Below are 14560 nucleotides of genomic sequence, written 5' to 3'. Positions count from 1 at the left end.
GCTGACGGGGGCGGGCGGCGAGGGCATGGTGGTCAAACCGCTGGCGTCGCTGGTGCGCGGGGAGGACGGCCGGCTGGTGCAGCCGGGGCTCAAGGTCCGTGGCCGGGAGTATCTGCGGATCATCTACGGTCCCGACTACACCCGCCCCGACCAGCTGGAGCGGCTGCGCGGCCGCTCCCTGGGCCACAAGCGCTCACTCGCCCTGCGGGAGTACGCGCTGGGCCTGGAGGCGCTGGACCGGCTGGCCGCCGGGGAACCGCTGTGGAGGGTGCACGAGGCGGTCTTCGCGGTGCTGGCCCTGGAGTCGGAGCCGGTCGACCCGCGGCTGTGACCGGGGCCTCGGCTTCCGTGATCACGGCCCTGGGTACGGGTGGGATGCGGCTGCTGCCGCATCTCGCCCCTCCCGGGAGGACCCATGGGCTACCACGTCGCATCCGAGGCAGGACGGCTGCGGCAGGTGATCCTGCACCGGCCGGACCTGGAGCTGAAACGGCTCACCCCGACCAACAAGGACGAGCTGCTCTTCGACGACGTGCTCTGGGTACGGCGCGCCCAGGAGGAGCACGACGGCTTCGCGGCGGTGCTGCGTGAGCGCGGGGTCAAGGTCCATCTCTTCGACGACCTGCTGCGGGACACCCTGGCGGTGCCGGAGGCCAAGCGGCTGGTGCTGGACCGGGTCTTCGACGAGAAGGAGCACGGTCCGCTGGCCACCGGGCATCTGCGGGAGTTCTTCGAGGACCTGCCGGCCGCGGAGCTGACCTCGCTGCTGATCGGGGGGATGACCAAGCGGGAGTTCCTGGACCGGGCGAAGGAGCCCACTTCGGTGCGGTTCCATGTGATGGACCTCGACGACTTCCTGCTGGCGCCGCTCCCCAACCACCTCTTCACCCGGGACACCTCCTGCTGGGTCTACGACGGGGTGAGCATCAACGCCATGCGCAAGCGCGCCCGCCGCCGGGAGACCGTGCACTTCGAGGCGATCTACCGCCACCATCCGGCGTTCGCCGGCGGGTACGACACACCGGGCGGTTTCCGGGTGTGGTCCCGTGGCGAGCACGACTACCCGTCCACCATCGAGGGCGGGGACGTCCTGGTCATCGGCAATGGCGCGGTGCTGATCGGGATGAGTGAGCGGACCACCCCGCAGGCCGTGGAGCTGCTCGCGCATGAGCTCTTCCGGGCCGGTTCCGCCCGCCGGATCGTGGCGCTGGACATGCCCAAGACCCGCGCCTTCATGCATCTGGACACCGTGATGACCATGGTGGACGGCGACACCTTCACCAAGTACGCCGGTCTCGGCATGCTGCGCTCGTACACCATCGAGCCGGGCGACAGCCCGGAGGAGCTGCAGGTCAGCGATCACGCCCCGGAGCAGATGCACCATGCCATCGCCAACGCTCTGGGCCTGGACTCGGTCCGGGTGCTCACCGCCGTGCAGGATGTGCACGCCGCCGAGCGCGAGCAGTGGGACGACGGCTGCAATGTGCTGGCGGTGGAGCCCGGGGTGGTGATCGCGTACGAGCGCAACGCCACCACCAACACCCATCTGCGCCGCAACGGGGTGGAGGTGATCACCATCCGGGGCAGTGAGCTGGGGCGGGGCCGGGGTGGTCCCCGCTGTATGAGCTGCCCGGTGGAACGGGATCCGGTGGCCTAGCCTCTGCATAGGCATTCCTATATTCGTATAGACTTCCGACCTCATCGATTCCACCACCCAGGAGACCGGCATGGCCTTCAACCTCCGCAACCGGCACTTCCTCAAGGAGCTGGACTTCACCGCGCAGGAGTTCCGCTTTCTGATCGGCCTGTCGGCGCAGCTGAAGGCGGCCAAGTACGCCGGTACCGAGCAGCCCGTGCTGCGCGGCCGGAACATCGCGCTGATCTTTGAGAAGACCTCCACCCGCACCCGCTGCGCCTTCGAGGTCGCCGCCCACGACCAGGGCGCCCACACCACCTACCTGGACCCGGCCGGCTCCCAGATCGGCCACAAGGAGTCCGTCCGGGACACCGCCCGGGTGCTGGGCCGGATGTTCGACGGCATCGAGTACCGCGGCCACGGCCAGGAGATCGTCGAGGAACTGGCCGCCCACGCGGGCGTCCCGGTGTGGAACGGCCTCACCGACGAGTGGCACCCCACCCAGATGCTGGCCGACATGCTGACCGTCCAGGAGCACACCACCAAGCCGCTGGACCAGGTGGCCCTCGCCTACCTGGGTGACGCCCGCTTCAACATGGGCAACTCGCTGCTGGTCACCGGCGCCCTGCTGGGAATGGACATCCGCATCGTCGCCCCCCGGCAGCTCTGGCCGGCCGACGAGGTGCGGGCCGAGGCGGAGAAGCTCGCGGCGGCCTCGGGCGCCAGGATCACCCTCACCGAGGACGTCGCCGAGGGGGTGCGCGGCGCCGACTTCCTCTACACCGACGTCTGGGTCTCCATGGGTGAGCCCAAGGAGGTCTGGGCCGAGCGGATCGCGATGCTGAAGCCGTATCAGATCTCGATGGAGACCGTCCGGGCGACCGGCAACCCCGGGGTGAAGTTCCTGCACTGCCTGCCGGCCTTCCACGACCTGGGCACCGAGGTCGGACGGCAGATGCACGCCGCCACCGGCATGTCCGAGCTGGAGGTCACCGACGAGGTCTTCGAGTCCGGGCACTCGGTGGTCTTCGACCAGGCGGAGAACCGGCTCCACACCATCAAGGCGGTGCTGGTGGCGACCCTCGGGGGCTGACCCCCCGGGTGGGCCCCGGCCGGTACGCCCGCCGGGGGCGCCGCCGCGGGTGCTGCACGGTCCTGCGGGGCGGGTTGGTCAGACGGCGTTGGTCAGACGGCTCCCAGCAGGCACCAGACGGCCTTGCCGTGCGAGGTCGTCCGGATGCCGGCCCGGTCGGAGACCGACCGGATGAGCAGCAGCCCCCGGCCGTCCTCCGCCGGTTCGCAGGGCAGCTCCGCGGTCGGCTGGTGGAGCAGGTCCTCCAGGACCAGGTCCAGCGGTTCGGCGTCGCACACCTCTATGCGGAAGCCCTGCTCCTCCCACCCCAGCACCAGCTCCACGTCGCCGTCGTCAGGGGTGTGCTCCAGGGCGTTGGCCACCAGTTCGGTGGCGGCCAGCGACGCCGCGAAGGAGTCCACCGGATCGCCCAGCGTGTGCAGGACCTGCCTGACGATCGCCCTCGCCAGCGGGACCGAATCGGCCGCGTGAGGCAGCGGAAGCGCCCAGAGCCGCTCATGCGCCGTGTCCGGGTCGGGGCTGCTCATCGGGTGCTGGGTCATGGTCGCGGGACTCCTCTCCGCTCCGCCTGCGGATCCCTCACTCCCTCCGCGTACCCGTCCGGGAACCCGCTCACGCCCGGCATCCGGATCCTTACGCCTCGCTGACGGGCACGGCGCCGATCCCCCGGATCGCGCAGCGCGGGCCGGTCGCGCGCATCAGCCGCAGGTCGGCGGTGACCAGGGGTGCGCCGAGCAGTTCGGCGACCGCCACATAGGCGGCGTCGTCCGGGGTGAGGTTGTCCTTCAGCTGCCAGATGCGGTCCAGCAGCGGCTCCACCGGGACCTTGCGCACCGCCACCGTGCCCAGCCGTCCGGCGATCGCGGCCACCTCCGCCGCGGTCAGCCGCCCGGCGAGGTGGAGGCCGCGCAGCGACTGCATCACCTCGATGGTGATGTGCTCGGGGGCCGCCCAGTCGGGGTCGGCGGAGAGCAGGGCCCGGGCGGCGTCGCCGCGCTCTGCGGGGTCGGCGAGGAAGAGCACCAGTGCCGAAGCGTCCACCACGATCACGGAGTCATTATCCAGGTCGCGTCATCCAGGTCGCGCCGTCCGGGCCGGTTGCCCGGGGCGCACAGGTTTGGAAGTCCGCTTCCCGGAGAGTCCCCAGCATGCCGTCGTCGCCGTCGGGGCGACCATGCACTATGGTTTATCTCGACATCGAGATATCCGCCGAGAGGCGCGCACTGACTTAGGTTCACCTCACTTGTGGGTCGGTCGGCCGGGTCGGTCAGGATTGCGTGGCCACACGCACCAAGAAGGAGACAGTCGTGTCCGCGAACAGCTTCGACGCCCGCAGCTCGCTGCAGGTCGGCGACGAGTCGTACGAGATCTTCAAGCTGTCCGCCGTCGAGGGTTCCGAGCGGCTTCCGTACAGCCTGAAGATCCTGCTGGAGAACCTGCTCCGCACGGAGGACGGCGCCAACATCACCGCCGACCACATCCGCGCCCTCGGCGGCTGGGACCAGAACGCAGAGCCCAGCCAGGAGATCCAGTTCACGCCCGCCCGCGTGATCATGCAGGACTTCACCGGCGTGCCGTGCGTCGTCGACCTCGCCACCATGCGCGAGGCCGTCAAGGAGCTCGGCGGCGACCCGTCCCGGATCAACCCCCTCGCCCCGGCCGAGCTGGTCATCGACCACTCCGTCATCGCGGACAAGTTCGGCACCCCCGACGCCTTCACCCAGAACGTCGAGATCGAGTACGGCCGCAACAAGGAGCGCTACCAGTTCCTGCGCTGGGGCCAGACCGCCTTCGACGAGTTCAAGGTGGTCCCGCCCGGCACCGGCATCGTCCACCAGGTGAACATCGAGCACCTGGCCCGCACCGTGATGGTCCGCAACGGCCAGGCCTACCCCGACACCTGCGTCGGCACCGACTCCCACACCACCATGGTCAACGGCCTCGGTGTGCTCGGCTGGGGCGTCGGCGGCATCGAGGCCGAGGCGGCCATGCTGGGCCAGCCGGTCTCCATGCTGATCCCGCGGGTGGTCGGCTTCAAGCTCAACGGCCAGCTGCCGGCCGGCGCCACCGCCACCGACCTGGTGCTCACCATCACCGAGATGCTGCGCAAGCACGGTGTGGTCGGCAAGTTCGTGGAGTTCTACGGCGAGGGCGTCACCTCGGTGCCGCTGGCCAACCGCGCCACCATCGGCAACATGTCGCCGGAGTTCGGCTCCACCTGCGCGATCTTCCCGATCGACGACGAGACCCTGCACTACCTCCGGCTGACCGGCCGCTCCGAGAAGCAGCTGGCGCTGGTCGAGGCCTACGCCAAGGCCCAGGGCCTGTGGCACGACCCGGCCGCCGAGCCGGTGTACTCCGAGTACATCGAGCTGGACCTGGCCACCGTGGTCCCCTCCATCGCCGGTCCCAAGCGCCCGCAGGACCGCGTGGTCCTCGCCGAGGCCGCCGAGAAGTTCCGCACCGCCGTGCGCGACTACATCACCACCGACGACGAGGCCGGCAAGGAGTCGTTCCCCGCCTCCGACTCCCCGGCCGCCGCCAACGGCATCTCGCGTCCGGCCCCGGTGACCGCGCCCGACGGCACCGTCTACGAGATCGACAACGGCGCCGTGGTGATCGCCTCCATCACCTCCTGCACCAACACCTCCAACCCCTCGGTGATGCTGGGCGCCGCCATCCTGGCCAAGAAGGCCGTGGAGAAGGGCCTGCACGTCAAGCCGTGGGTCAAGACCACCCTCGCCCCCGGGTCGAAGGTCGTCATGGACTACTACGAGAAGGCCGGCCTGCTCCCCTACATGGAGAAGCTGGGCTTCAACCTGGTCGGCTACGGCTGCGTCACCTGCATCGGCAACTCCGGCCCGCTGCCGGAGGAGGTCTCCGCCGCCGTCAACGAGCACGACCTGGCGGCGGTCTCGGTGCTCTCCGGCAACCGCAACTTCGAGGGCCGGATCAACCCCGACGTCAAGATGAACTACCTGGCGTCGCCGCCGCTGGTGGTCGCCTACGCCATCGCCGGCTCGATGAACGTCGACATCACCCGTGACGCGCTGGGCACCGACGCCGAGGGCAACCGGGTGTACCTGTCGGACATCTGGCCGACCGAGCAGGAGATCGCCGACACCATCGCGGCCTCCATCGACCAGGACATGTTCGCCAAGGACTACGCGGACGTCTTCGCCGGCGACCACCGCTGGCAGTCGCTCCCGGTCCCCACCGGTGACACCTTCGAGTGGGACGCCGAGTCCACCTACGTCCGCAAGCCCCCGTACTTCGAGGGCATGGCGCAGGAGCCCAGCCCGGTGGCCGACATCACCGGCGCCCGGGTGCTCGCCAAGCTCGGCGACTCGGTCACCACCGACCACATCTCCCCGGCGGGCAACATCAAGCCGGGCACCCCGGCCGCGCAGTACCTCACCGAGCACGGTGTGGAGAAGCGCGACTTCAACTCCTACGGCTCGCGCCGCGGCAACCACGAGGTGATGATCCGCGGCACCTTCGCCAACATCCGGCTGCGCAACCAGATCGCGCCGGGCACCGAGGGCGGCTACACCCGGGACTTCACCCAGGACGGCGCCCCGGTCTCCTTCATCTACGACGCCGCCCAGAACTACCAGGCCGCTGGCGTCCCGCTGGTGATCCTGGCGGGCAAGGAGTACGGCTCCGGCTCGTCCCGTGACTGGGCGGCCAAGGGCACCGCGCTGCTGGGCGTCAAGGCCGTCATCGCCGAGTCCTACGAGCGCATCCACCGCTCCAACCTGATCGGCATGGGCGTCCTGCCGCTGCAGTTCCCGGCCGGCGAGTCCGCGCTGACCCTGGGGCTGACCGGTGAGGAGACCTTCGAGATCACCGGTGTGACCGCGCTCAACGAGGGCGGCATCCCGGAGACGGTGCACGTCAGGGCGGGCGACAAGGAGTTCGACGCCAAGGTGCGCATCGACACCCCCGGTGAGGCGGACTACTACCGCAACGGCGGCATCCTGCAGTACGTGCTGCGGTCGCTGATCCGCAAGTAAGGCGTTCCGGGCACCAGCCGACGGCCGGGCCGCAATCCCCAACGGGGTTGCGGCCCGGCCGTGTTGGTGTGCGGGCCTTGTGTGGGCGACCGGCGGTGGACTATACCTGTGGATCACTTGGTCCAGACCAATATCCGGTCCTTCAGAAGGTCGCAGGTGTCCTCGTATGCGCCGTCCTGCCGCGCTGCTCGCCGCCCTCGCCGTCGTCTCCGGCACCCTCCTGGCGGCCGGTCCCGCCGCCCAGGCCCATGACCGTCCCGCCCCGCGGCTGGAGGGCCAGCGGGTCGGCTACTTCACCCAGTGGGGCATCTACAGCGGGTTCTCCGCGAAGAACGTCGCCACCTCGGGCCAGGCCGACAAGCTCACCGTGCTCAACTACGCCTTCGGCAACGTCTCCGCCGACGGCACCTGCTTCGAGGCCAACGCCGCCGGCGTCGGCGACGCCTGGGCCGACTACCAGCGCCCGGTCGGCGCCGACGAGTCCGTGGACGGGGTCGCCGACACCGCCGACCAGCCGCTGAAGGGCAACTTCAACCAGCTGCGCAAGCTCAAGGCCGCCCACCCGCAGCTCAAGGCGGTGGTCTCGCTGGGCGGCTGGAGCTGGTCCAAGTACTTCTCGGACGCCGCGCTGACCGACGCCTCCCGCAAGAAGTTCGTCTCCTCCTGCATCGACCTCTACCTCAAGGGCGACCTCCCGCAGCTGGGCTCGGTCGAGGGCGGCAAGGGCTCGGGCGCCGGGGTCTTCGACGGCATCGACATCGACTGGGAGTACCCCGGCGGCGGCGGTGACGCGGGCAATGTGGTCCGCCCCGAGGACGGCCACAACTACACGCTGCTGATGCAGGAGTTCCGCCGCCAGCTGAACGTCCTGGGCGCCCGCAACCACACCCACTACCTGCTCACCGCCGCCGTCCCGGCCGGCACCCCCAAGGCCGACCAGCTGGAGCTGAAGCAGGTCTCCCGGTCCCTGGACTGGCTCAACCTGATGACCTACGACTTCCACGGTCCCTGGGAGGTCCAGGGCCCGACCAACCACCTCGCCAACCTCTACAGCGACCCCGCGGACCCCTCCCCCGCGGGCCAGGGCTACAGCGTCGACCAGGTGGTGCGCCACTACCGCTCCCGCGGCGTCCCGGCCGACCGCATGGTGCTGGGCGTGCCCTTCTACGGCTACGGCTGGACGGGTGTGCCGGCCGGCGGCAGCCACGGCCTCTACCAGCCGGCCACCGGCCTGGCGGCGGGCGGCACGGCCCCGTACCACCAGATCAAGGACCTGCCCGGCACGGTCTACCGGGACCCGCGGACCGACGCCACCTGGAAGTACGACGGCACCGACTTCTGGGCCTATGACACCCCCGCCGTGCTCACCGACAAGGCCGAGTACGCCCGCCGGCACGGCCTGCTCGGGGTGATGGCCTGGTCCCTGGACAACGACGACACCCAGGGCACCCTGGTCTCCGCCCTCGACGCCGGTCTCGACCGCCACCGGCGCTGACGGCGGCTGCCCCCCGGAGGCGTGTGCGGCCGCGTTCCCTGCGGCCGCACACGCCTCCGCGCTGCCCGCTCACGGGCGACCGCGGACCGTCCGGCGGGCCCGGCCCTTGGACCGTCCCGGGGACGCCCGCCGCGCCGGTGGGCAGCTCCCGCACCGGCGTTCCCCATCAAGATCAACAGTGCATTTTCGGCCATGCTCGTCGCATAATCGAACCCATGTACGAAGCAGCGGTGCCCCCGGGTTGGCCCAGGGAAGTCCGGCCGCCCGGCTCCCCCGGATGGGAGCGGTCCGCGGTCAGCTGGCTCTATGACCTGTGCCCGGGGGAGTACCGCCGCTATCCGCTGCTCTCCCGCCATCCGGTGCTGCTGGCGAGGCTGGCCCGGCAGGAGGCCGAGTCCTCGCTGCACGCCGCCCGCCGGGGCTGGTCCACCGCCCGGGTCGATCTGCGCGGACAGGTGGAACCGCAGGTCATCGAGGCCCTGCTGTGGGTCTACGCCCAGGAGGGGCCGCGGCTCGCCGCGCTGACCCGGAGTGTCCAGCTGGTCGCGGACGCCCTGGCCGGGGTCCGCTGGCGGCCCCGCCTCTGAGGCGCCGCGCCGTCTGGCTTCAGCGCTGAACGCTGGCTCGGCGGCCGGGAACACGGCTGCTCTGTCCTGATACCTGCAGGTTCCTCCCGCCCGTGCCGGCACCGGGGCTGCGGTGGCGAAGGTTTGACAACGATCTGCATTCACTCTTGACGCGACCTCACCGCATTGGCTCAGCTTAGATTTCACAAGTTGTAACCGAGCTCCGCCGCAAGGGCGCGGAAGGGGCCGCGGGCGGTCGGGCCCACGGCACCCTGGGAGGGTTGAACCATGTCCCTGGACACGCCGGGATCGCAGTCCTCGCTTCACCGGGCGAATCTGGAACGGGTACTGCGCGCGGTCCGCATGGCGGGATCGCTGACCCAGGCGGAGATCGCCCGCAGTACCGGGCTCTCCGCCGCCACGGTGTCCAACATCGTCCGTGAGCTCAAGGAGAGCGGCACGGTGGTGGTGACCCCGACCTCCTCGGGAGGGCGGCGGGCCCGCAGTGTCTCGCTCAGCGCGGACGCGGGCATCGTGGTGGGCGTCGACTTCGGCCACACCCACCTGAGGGTGGCGGTGGGCAACCTGGCCCACCGGGTGCTCGCCGAGGAGAGCGAGCCCATCGATGTGGACGCCTCCGCCGCCCAGGGCTTCGACCGGGCCGAGACCCTGGTGGAGCGGCTGCTGACGCAGACCGGCTTCCGGTCGGACAAGGTGATCGGGGTGGGGCTGGGCGTCCCCGGCCCCATCGACGTGGAGACCGGGGCGATCGGCTCCACCGCGATCCTGCCGGGCTGGACGGGGGTGGAACCGGGCCGGGAGCTCTCCTCCCGCCTGGGGATGCCGGTCTATGTGGACAACGACGCCAACCTGGGCGCCCTGGGGGAGCTGGTCTGGGGCGCCGGGCGGGGCCTGTCGGACCTGGCGTACATCAAGGTGGCCAGCGGTGTCGGCTCCGGTCTGGTGATCAGCGGGCAGATCTACCGGGGTCCCGGAGGCACCGCCGGTGAGATCGGACACATCACGCTGGACGAGTCCGGCCCGGTCTGCCGCTGCGGCAACCGCGGCTGCCTGGAGACCTTTGTGGGGTCCCGCTATCTGCTCAATCTTCTGAACGCCAGCCACGGCCCCGGCCTCACCGTGCCCAGGGTCGTCCAGCTCGCCCAGCGCGGCGACCTCGGCTGCCGCCGGGTGATCGCGGATGTGGGCCGGCAGATCGGGACCGGTGTCGCCAACCTGTGCAACCTGCTCAACCCCCGCCGGGTGATCCTCGGGGGTGATCTGGCGGAAGCCGGTGAGCTGGTGCTTTCCCCGATCCGTGAGTCCGTGGCGCGCTATGCGATCCCCAGCGCCGCCCGCCAGCTCTCCGTGGTGCCGGGCACCCTGGGAGGCCGGGCCGAGGTGCTGGGCGCTCTAGCCTTGGTGATGAGCGAGATGGGCGATTCGGGCGCTTTGCCCCAGCCTGATGGCTCGCTCCACCCTCGGTCGGTCACGGCTGTGTCTTCAGGAAGATAACGAAAAGGTTCGGATTCGTTGCGGCAAGAATTTACTTCTTGACGTTAAGGCAGCCGGAGGGATTGACTCCCTCCAACCTCGGCCGCAGCGTTGCGGCCCTGTCAGGGAGGCAACCCCCCATGAACGCTCTGATGCGTCGCGCCGTCATCGGCACCGCCGCGGTTTCGATGGCCCTCACCATGGCCGCCTGTGGCTCGGCCGGTGGCAGCAAGAAGTCGGACTCCTCCGCGGCCTCGGCCGGCGGCAGCGGCAGCAAGACCATCGGTCTGCTGCTCCCGGAGAACTCCTCGTCCATCCGGTACGAGTCCTTCGACAAGCCGCTCTTCACCGCCAAGGTCAAGGCGCTCTGCTCCGACTGCGACGTCAAGTACAACAACGCCCAGGGCAACACCGCCACGCAGAAGCAGCAGTTCGACGCGCTGGTCTCGCAGGGTGTGAAGGTCATCGTCCTGGACCCGCAGGACGCCACCGCCACCAAGTCCTGGGTGGAGGAGGCCAAGGCCAAGGGCGTGCAGGTCATCGCGTACGACCGCTTCGCCGCCGGCCCGGTCGCCGGTTACGTCTCCTTCGACAACGAGAAGGTCGGCGAGCTCCAGGGCCAGGCCCTGGTGGACGCCCTGGGCGCCAAGGCCAAGGACGCCAACGTTGTCATGATCAACGGTGCCGAGACCGACCCCAACGCGGGTCTGTTCAAGTCGGGCGCCCACAAGATCATCGACAGCGCCGTCAAGAAGGTCGTCTACGAGCAGTCCGGTGAGTGGGACCCGAAGACCGCCGGCCAGAAGATGGGTGCCGCCATCACCCAGCTCGGCAAGGGCGGCTTCCAGGCGGTCTACTCGGCCAACGACGGTATGGCCGCGGCCATCATCACCGCCCTCAAGGGCGCCGGTATCAAGGACGTCCCGGTGGGCGGCCAGGACGCCGCCGCCGACGCCATCCAGCGGATCCTCTCCGGCGACCAGGCCTACACGATCTACAAGGCCTACAAGCCCGAGGCCGAGGCCGCCGCGGAGATGGCCGTCAACCTGCTCCAGGGCAAGGACGTCAAGTCCGTCGCCACGGCCAGCGCCGACAGCGACACCGCCAAGGACGTCCCGTCGATCCTGCTGCCCGCCAAGGTCGTGACCAAGGACAACGTCAAGGACACGGTCATCGCCGACGGCCTCTACAAGGTCTCGGACATCTGCACCGGCGCCTACGTCAAGGCGTGCGACGCGGCCGGCATCAAGTAATTCAGGACCTGTACGGGCGGTGCCCCCCACCACAGTGGGGGGCACCCCTCCCGTCCGGCACGTTTCTTCCGTGCCCCTTGATGTGTTGTATGTCTTGCACAACCCTCCGCGCCTGGCACGGCGCGGCATCCCGCTCCATCGGTCCGTAATCCGGACGAGCGGCAGAAGGAGATGGTTCACGTGACAGGCGCACCCGTACTGGCGTTGCGCGGGGTCTCCAAGCGGTTCGGCGCCGTCCAGGCGCTCACCGACGTTCACCTGGAGGTCCACGCCGGAGAGGTCGTCGCCCTGGTCGGCGACAACGGCGCCGGCAAGTCCACCCTGGTCAAGACGATCGCGGGTGTGCACCCCATCGACGAGGGCGTCATCGAGTGGGAGGGCAAGGCGGTCTCGATCAACCGGCCGCACGACGCCCAGCAGCTCGGCGTCGCCACCGTGTACCAGGACCTGGCGCTCTGCGACAACCTCGACGTGGTCGCCAACCTCTTCCTCGGCCGGGAGCTGCTGCGCGGCGGCACGCTGGACGAGGTGGGCATGGAGAAGCGCGCCCAGGAGCTGCTGGACACGCTGTCCATCCGCATCCCCAGCGTGCGCATCCCCGTCGCCGCCCTCTCCGGAGGTCAGCGCCAGGTGGTCGCCATCGCCCGTGCGCTGGTCGGCGACCCCAAGATCGTGATTCTCGACGAGCCCACCGCGGCCCTCGGTGTCGAACAGACCGCCCAGGTGCTCGACCTGGTGGAGCGGCTGCGTGAGCGCGGCCTCGGCGTAATCCTGATCAGCCACAACATGGCTGACGTCAAGGCCGTCGCCGACACGGTCAACGTCCTGCGGCTCGGCCGCAACAACGGTGTCTTCGACGTGAAGACCACCAGCCACGAAGAGATCATCTCCGCCATCACCGGCGCCACGGAGAATGCCGTGACCCGGCGTCAGGCCCGCATTGCGGAGGCACAGCAGTGAGCAGCAACCCGATCGACACCTCCAAGGGCGGTGCCCAGGGCTCCGCGATCGAGACCCCCGCGGCCGACACCACCGCGACGGACGCCGAGGCCATCGAGAGCCACGCGCCGGTACGCACCGTGGACCCCCGCCTGCTCGTGCGCGAGGAGGGCCTCAAGGGCTACCTCGGCGAGTTCAAGCGGAAGATGCGCAGCGGCGACCTGGGCTCCCTGCCGGTCATCCTGGGCCTCATCATCATCTGGGGCATCTTCCAGGGCGTCACCGGGACCTTCCTCAACCCGGACAACCTCTCCAACATCACGCTCTACATCGCCGGCCCCGGCCTGATGGCCGTCGGCATCGTCTTCGTGCTGCTGCTCGGTGAGATCGACCTCGCCGCGGGTTCGGTCGCCGGTACCGCCGCCGCCATCTCGCTGGTGCTCTCCGTGCAGCACGGCGTCAACGAGTGGCTGGCCGCCGGCCTCGCCATCGTCACCGCCGTCGTGATCGGCGCCATCCACGGCTTCTTCTTCGCCAAGATCGGCGTGCCGGCGTTCGTCGTCACCCTGGCCGGTCTGCTCGGCTGGAGCGGCCTGCAGCAGTGGATCCTGGGCACCACCGGAACCATCAACAACCCGCCGGACGGGCTGATGGTCCACCTGGACAACTACTTCTTCAGCGATGTCGCCGCGGCCTACGGTCTGGCCGTCGTCGGTGTGCTGCTCTACCTGGGCGGTGCCCTGCTGGACGCCCGCCGCCGCCGCGCGGCCGGCCTGCTCCACCGCCCGGCCGGCGAGATCGCCGCGCGCACCGTGGTGCTGGCCGTGATCGCCTTCGCCGCCGCCTACACCCTCAACCAGGACCGCGGCCTGCCGCTGGCCCTGGTGGTGTTCCTCGGCATCGTGATCGTCAGCGACTGGGTGCTGCGCCGCACCTCCTACGGCCGCAAGGTCTTCGCGGTCGGCGGCAGCGTCGAGGCGGCGCGTCGCGCCGGTATCAACGTGGTCTGGGTCCGGATCTCGGTCTTCATGATCTCGGCCGGTCTGGCCGCGCTCGGCGGTCTGTTCATCGCCTCGCAGTCGGGTGCCGCGGACAAGGCGCTCGGTGGCGGCAACACCCTGATGAACGCGATCGCCGCGGCGGTCATCGGCGGCACCAGCCTCTTCGGCGGCCGGGGCAAGACCTGGTCGGCGCTGCTGGGCATCCTGGTGATCCAGTCCATCGTCCAGGGCCTCAACCTCAAGGGCATCGACACCTCCATCCAGTACATGATCACCGGCGCGGTGCTGCTCGCCGCGGTCGTCCTGGACTCGGTGTCCCGCCGTACCCAGAAGGCGTCCGGCCGAGGCTGACCTGACACCTTCTTCCCACCGGCCAGCCGGTCCGGGCAGTACATCCGAGGGGGATGTGCGGCCCGGACGGCCGGTGGGCCGCCTCACCGCCGGAGGGCGGGCGAGGACAGCCGGCCCGGCACCCAAGCCGCTCGGGTGCCGGGCAGCTGCATGTCCGGATCCGAGGCGCGCCGGTCCGGCGACCCACTGGGCGTCCCCTGTCCGAAGGGCGGACATTAGACTCGACGGGCCGGGACGACCCGGCGCCGCCGGACCCGCACCGGCGGGGGGAAGCCGCACATCCTGCGGACATGCCCGCAGACCTGCGAAGAAGGAGGAACGGGTGGCCCTGCTGACCCGCATTCGGGGACCGCGCGACCTGGACCGGCTCACCCCCGCACAACTGGCGGAACTGGCCCAGGAGATCCGGGACTTCCTCGTGGACGCGGTCTCGCGGACGGGCGGCCACCTCGGTCCCAACCTGGGTGTGGTGGAACTCACCATCGCGCTCCACCGGGTCTTCGACTCCCCGCGCGACCGGATCCTCTTCGACACCGGCCACCAGTCCTACGTCCACAAACTGCTCACCGGCCGCCAGGACTTCTCCCGGCTGCGCGCCAAGGGAGGGCTCTCGGGCTACCCCTCGCGCGCCGAGTCCGAGCACGACGTGATCGAGAACTCGCACGCCTCCACCGTGCTCGGCTACGCCGACGGACTGGCCAAGGCCAACCAGCTGC

12 protein-coding genes and 1 pseudogene are annotated in these 14560 nt (G+C 70.0%); 11 read left to right on the top strand and 2 right to left on the bottom strand.

Annotation, left to right across the window (positions count from 1 at the left end; translation table 11 throughout):
- The 3 genes and pseudogenes from AOK09_RS31330 to argF form a co-directional block, all read left to right on the top strand.
- Positions 1-331, top strand: a pseudogene (locus tag AOK09_RS31330) (polynucleotide kinase-phosphatase); the annotation flags it as partial.
- An 84-nt stretch (positions 332-415) separates the two neighbouring features.
- On the top strand, positions 416-1657 hold the full coding sequence (locus AOK09_RS31325) for an arginine deiminase (protein ID WP_055590611.1): 1242 nt from the start codon (positions 416-418) through the stop codon (positions 1655-1657).
- A 70-nt stretch (positions 1658-1727) separates the two neighbouring features.
- Entirely contained in the window at positions 1728-2729 is a 1002-nt protein-coding gene (gene argF, locus AOK09_RS31320; protein ID WP_055590610.1) for an ornithine carbamoyltransferase, read from the top strand.
- A gap of 92 nt (positions 2730-2821) precedes the next feature.
- Here the strand turns inward: argF and AOK09_RS31315 are convergent, their stop codons facing one another.
- Both AOK09_RS31315 and AOK09_RS31310 read right to left on the bottom strand, forming a co-directional pair.
- Positions 2822-3271 (bottom strand): ATP-binding protein, encoded by a 450-nt coding sequence (locus tag AOK09_RS31315; protein WP_079063582.1) that lies wholly within the window; start codon positions 3269-3271, stop codon positions 2822-2824.
- 91 nt (positions 3272-3362) lie between these two features.
- Positions 3363-3779 (bottom strand): type II toxin-antitoxin system VapC family toxin, encoded by a 417-nt coding sequence (locus tag AOK09_RS31310; protein WP_055590609.1) that lies wholly within the window; start codon positions 3777-3779, stop codon positions 3363-3365.
- Between the two features lie 257 nt (positions 3780-4036).
- Here AOK09_RS31310 and acnA point away from each other — a divergent pair, with 257 nt between their 5' ends.
- The 8 genes from acnA to AOK09_RS31270 all read left to right on the top strand — a co-directional run.
- Positions 4037-6745: an aconitate hydratase AcnA gene (acnA, locus tag AOK09_RS31305; RefSeq protein ID WP_055590608.1), complete on the top strand. Its 2709-nt coding sequence runs from the start codon at positions 4037-4039 to the stop codon at positions 6743-6745.
- A gap of 166 nt (positions 6746-6911) precedes the next feature.
- Positions 6912-8240, top strand: a complete 1329-nt coding sequence (locus AOK09_RS31300; RefSeq protein WP_055590607.1) for a glycoside hydrolase family 18 protein — start codon at positions 6912-6914, stop codon at positions 8238-8240.
- Positions 8241-8455: 215 nt separating this feature from the next.
- Entirely contained in the window at positions 8456-8827 is a 372-nt protein-coding gene (locus AOK09_RS31295; protein WP_055590606.1) for a hypothetical protein, read from the top strand.
- 273 nt (positions 8828-9100) lie between these two features.
- Entirely contained in the window at positions 9101-10321 is a 1221-nt protein-coding gene (locus tag AOK09_RS31290) for an ROK family transcriptional regulator (protein WP_055590614.1), read from the top strand.
- A 119-nt stretch (positions 10322-10440) separates the two neighbouring features.
- Complete coding sequence (locus AOK09_RS31285) at positions 10441-11553, top strand: sugar ABC transporter substrate-binding protein (protein WP_055590605.1); 1113 nt, start codon at positions 10441-10443, stop codon at positions 11551-11553.
- Positions 11554-11724: 171 nt separating this feature from the next.
- A complete protein-coding gene (locus AOK09_RS31280) occupies positions 11725-12513 on the top strand; it encodes an ATP-binding cassette domain-containing protein (protein WP_079063581.1) in 789 nt (262 codons plus the stop codon).
- Positions 12510-13844, top strand: a complete 1335-nt coding sequence (locus AOK09_RS31275; RefSeq protein WP_407675450.1) for a sugar ABC transporter permease — start codon at positions 12510-12512, stop codon at positions 13842-13844. Before AOK09_RS31280 ends, AOK09_RS31275 begins: the two co-directional genes overlap by 4 nt.
- 322 nt (positions 13845-14166) lie before the next feature.
- The coding region (locus AOK09_RS31270; protein ID WP_322973223.1) for a 1-deoxy-D-xylulose-5-phosphate synthase N-terminal domain-containing protein at positions 14167-14560 on the top strand (394 nt) is incomplete at its 3' end.

This window comes from Peterkaempfera griseoplana (assembly GCF_001418575.1).
Classification (GTDB): domain Bacteria; phylum Actinomycetota; class Actinomycetes; order Streptomycetales; family Streptomycetaceae; genus Peterkaempfera; species Peterkaempfera griseoplana.
This window is presented reverse-complemented; position numbering and strand designations above follow the sequence as displayed.

Bases quoted from the DNA above. Each gene is read 5' to 3' on its own strand.
- AOK09_RS31325 (WP_055590611.1), top strand. From the start codon at position 416: ATGGGCTACCACGTCGCATCCGAGGCAGGACGGCTGCGGCAGGTGATC.
- argF (WP_055590610.1), top strand. From the start codon at position 1,728: ATGGCCTTCAACCTCCGCAACCGGCACTTCCTCAAGGAGCTGGACTTC.
- AOK09_RS31315 (WP_079063582.1), bottom strand. From the start codon at position 3,271: ATGACCCAGCACCCGATGAGCAGCCCCGACCCGGACACGGCGCATGAG.
- AOK09_RS31300 (WP_055590607.1), top strand. From the start codon at position 6,912: ATGCGCCGTCCTGCCGCGCTGCTCGCCGCCCTCGCCGTCGTCTCCGGC.
- AOK09_RS31295 (WP_055590606.1), top strand. From the start codon at position 8,456: ATGTACGAAGCAGCGGTGCCCCCGGGTTGGCCCAGGGAAGTCCGGCCG.
- AOK09_RS31285 (WP_055590605.1), top strand. From the start codon at position 10,441: ATGAACGCTCTGATGCGTCGCGCCGTCATCGGCACCGCCGCGGTTTCG.
- AOK09_RS31280 (WP_079063581.1), top strand. From the start codon at position 11,725: ATGGTTCACGTGACAGGCGCACCCGTACTGGCGTTGCGCGGGGTCTCC.